This window comes from Saccharopolyspora tripterygii (genome assembly GCF_054778355.1).
The window spans coordinates 1-600 of record NZ_BAAGZP010000058.1 but is presented as its reverse complement, the minus strand read 5'-3'; the positions used below and the strand labels follow the sequence as shown (position 1 = coordinate 600).

The 600-nt window shown below is 62.3% G+C and carries 1 pseudogene; it reads right to left on the bottom strand.

Features of this window, described 5'->3' with window-relative positions:
• Positions 1–600: pseudogene (locus ACYVF3_RS32495) on the bottom strand (hypothetical protein); the annotation flags it as partial.

The window sequence follows — 600 nt, the reverse complement described above, 5'->3', positions numbered from 1 at the left end:
TCCGATCCAGCAGATCCCGCGGCAGATTCTGCGACGCCATGTGAATCATGTTGCCCGAAGACTCGATCTGATAGATCTGACCCGACATCGGCACATACCACCGACCATGATGCCGAACCGGATCACCACCATCAGGAACCACGAACTGATGCGCCGCAACAGAACTCGGCGTCACCGACACATAACCCGAATCCCGCGCATGCTCACCACCATGCACATGCGACACCAGGTTGTAATCCCGACCCCACGACGTCATCCCCTCCCGGAAAATCACCTCCGGCGGACGCGTATCACCCCGATACATCCACCGCGGACGAGGCGGATTCGCCCGCAACTGCGGATTAACCAACACCACCGGACCCACCGGGGATTGCGACGAACGACGCGACCTCGACGAATGATACGACCGCGACGACTCATGCGACCGACGCGACTGGGACGGCTCCTGGTAGGAGCGGTACCGGTCGTCGGGCGAGACACCCGGTGAGACGTCGGACGGGTTGGTCTCGCGCGCAGAGGAAACCGCGGTGTTCGAGACCTGGGGGATCACGCCGTCGGTGGCCAGCGATCCCGGCAGATGAGGCGAAGCCACATCCATGA